The sequence below is a fragment of the Hydrotalea flava genome (assembly GCF_001623405.1).
Lineage (GTDB): Bacteria > Bacteroidota > Bacteroidia > Chitinophagales > Chitinophagaceae > Hydrotalea > Hydrotalea flava.
The window spans coordinates 1-2,265 of record NZ_LUHG01000049.1 but is presented as its reverse complement, the minus strand read 5'-3'; the positions used below and the strand labels follow the sequence as shown (position 1 = coordinate 2,265).

The 2,265-nt window shown below is 47.7% G+C and carries 1 protein-coding gene and 1 pseudogene; both read right to left on the bottom strand.

Annotated features, from left to right (window positions below; translation table 11 throughout):
* Nucleotides 1–203: pseudogene (locus tag A0F92_RS05400) on the bottom strand (ABC transporter ATP-binding protein); the annotation flags it as partial.
* Between the two features lie 512 nt (nucleotides 204–715).
* Complete coding sequence (locus A0F92_RS05390) at nucleotides 716–1,567, bottom strand: ABC transporter permease (protein ID WP_068242512.1); 852 nt, start codon at nucleotides 1,565–1,567, stop codon at nucleotides 716–718.
* Nucleotides 1,568–2,265 lie beyond the last annotated feature (698 nt).

Here is a 2,265-nt window from a genome sequence, read left to right as displayed (position 1 = left end):
AATCCAATGTGTTGTAATGCCCATACATAATCGCTGCTGCCTTTGCTGCTGCGGTCGTTTACCTCGCCAATACGGGCATAAGGGTCTTCCTTACCCCGGGCACGGTACCACCAGCGCTTCAGGTCGTGGCTCAGGGTGCCGGTGCCTACTTCGCCCAATCGGTATTGCTTACTTACTTGTTCTACTTGTATAACAGGTTGCATGGGGTAAAATTAATGGCTTTTTGGCTGTGGCGGTAACGGTTCTATCAGTTGGCGCCCCACCAATCGATAGGGTAATGTTGCATGAGCCCGCAACGGACTATCGCTTGCAGAAGCAAAAAAATGTTTTACTGCTAATCATCTTTATTTCACTTTTTGTTTGGATACAAACAGTGACAAAAAAATCAAGGCTCCATCCGCTTTTGCCTAAAAATGACGACTACGGGCTACCGGGAACCAAGTTACAACAGCGGTACAACAACAAACTGCTGTAAAATTTACCTACAATCAACCTTTACCCATTGGGGGTAACAACCCTTCCCGCTAATGCCCCCATCTTCATTGGCTGAACGGGCACCGAATGAGGCCGGGGTGCAACAACCAAGTGGTGTAAACGGCTGCAGCGCACAAGCTGCCTTCAGGTAAACACTGATTGAAAGCCTTACTGCGCCATAAACCGCAGCAGCACGCTGCTTTGCGTTTTAGAACTGCCTGCATTCACTTTCTTGGCGTACTTACACGGTATCCATAAAACGGCGTTCTACCCGGTTAAAAATAAGGGTGCCTAAGGTAAGCAACACCAAGGTACTGGCCACACTATAGCCAAAAGCACCCCAACTAATTTGCCCGGAACCGGTAAAAGCATAGCGGAATAACTCTACCGGCTCGGAAAGCGGATTGGCACGGATGAGGGTGGCATACTTGGCAGGTAAAGCACTCATGGGATAAATGACCGGTGTGGCATACATCAACAACTGTACCCCAAAAGTGAGCAGGAATACCAGATCGCGGTACTTGGTGGTCAGCGCACTAATCATCATACCCAATCCCAAAGCTTGCAAAGCCATTAGCACAATCACCACCGGCACCAGCAACAAATAGGAATTGGGATGCAGGGCTGCACCGGCAAAGAAGTAATAACCCCATATCAGGATGAATAAACTCAGTTGTATACCCAAGCGCACTAAGTTGGACACTACAATTGACAAGGGCATAATGAGGCGGGGAAAATATACTTTCCCGAAAATGGTGGCATTGTCTTTAAATACCGTAGCGGTTTTATTGAGGCTATCGGCATAATAGTTCCAGATGGTGATGCCGGCCATATAAAATACCGCCATGGGTAGGCCATCGGTAGATATTTTGGCAATATTGCCAAAGATGAGCATATAGGTGATGGTGGTAAGCAGGGGTTGGATAAAAAACCAGATAGGCCCCAGGATGGTTTGTTTGTAGGTGGCTACAAAATCGCGGCGTACCAGCATCACCAATAAGTCGCGGTAGCGCCATACTTCTTTGAGTTTAAGATCGAAGAGATGCGCTTTTGGTTCAATGATTTCAGTCCATTCTATTTGTTCTTCGTGCATGGGGTTCAACAAATTGTTTGAATAAATGGGTGTTTTGAGATGATAGGGGTGGGAGTAGTGTGGAAGGCAGGCTCCCTAAATGCCCAATCGAAAAATTGTTTTAGTCAACATTTATGGATAGGGCATTCAGCAGGACAAAAATATCATCAACACATTTCCCTGCTAATCAAGGCTACTCCGGGATTTACTTCGCTACAACAAAAAAGTCTAAAGCCTAGCTTTCGCAACATAAAAAATCGAAGACTTGTGAATCACTCCCCCTACAGCCCGGCAACTATTGTTGCTTAACGCTGCGCAAACCCCTCCGCTCACCCACCTCTTCTCCGCAGTATCTACCCTTGGCAATAGCTTTTTTGTATTCGCCATTCACGCAAAGGCAATTACGTAGATGGGAGCTTGTGGGGGATGCTGCGGTGTTGGAAGCCGCAGCGTCCCTCCGCACACCCAACCCTTCCCCGCAGTATCTACCCTACTCAGTAGCTTATTAGTAGTAGCAACATACGCAAAGACATTTACGTTGTTATATGTTGGTGGGGGATGCTGCGGTGTTAGAGCCGCAGCGTCCCTCCGCGCACCCAACCCTTCCCCGCAGTATCTACCCTACTCAGTAGCTTATTAGTAGTAGCAACATACGCAAAGACATTTACGTTGGACGATGTTGGTGGGGGATGCTGCGGTGTTAGAGAACGGGTTCTCGC

What these genes read in the sequence shown, in the direction of transcription:
- A0F92_RS05390 (WP_068242512.1), bottom strand. Translation starts at nt 1,567, where the DNA reads ATGCACGAAGAACAAATAGAATGGACTGAAATCATTGAACCAAAAGCG.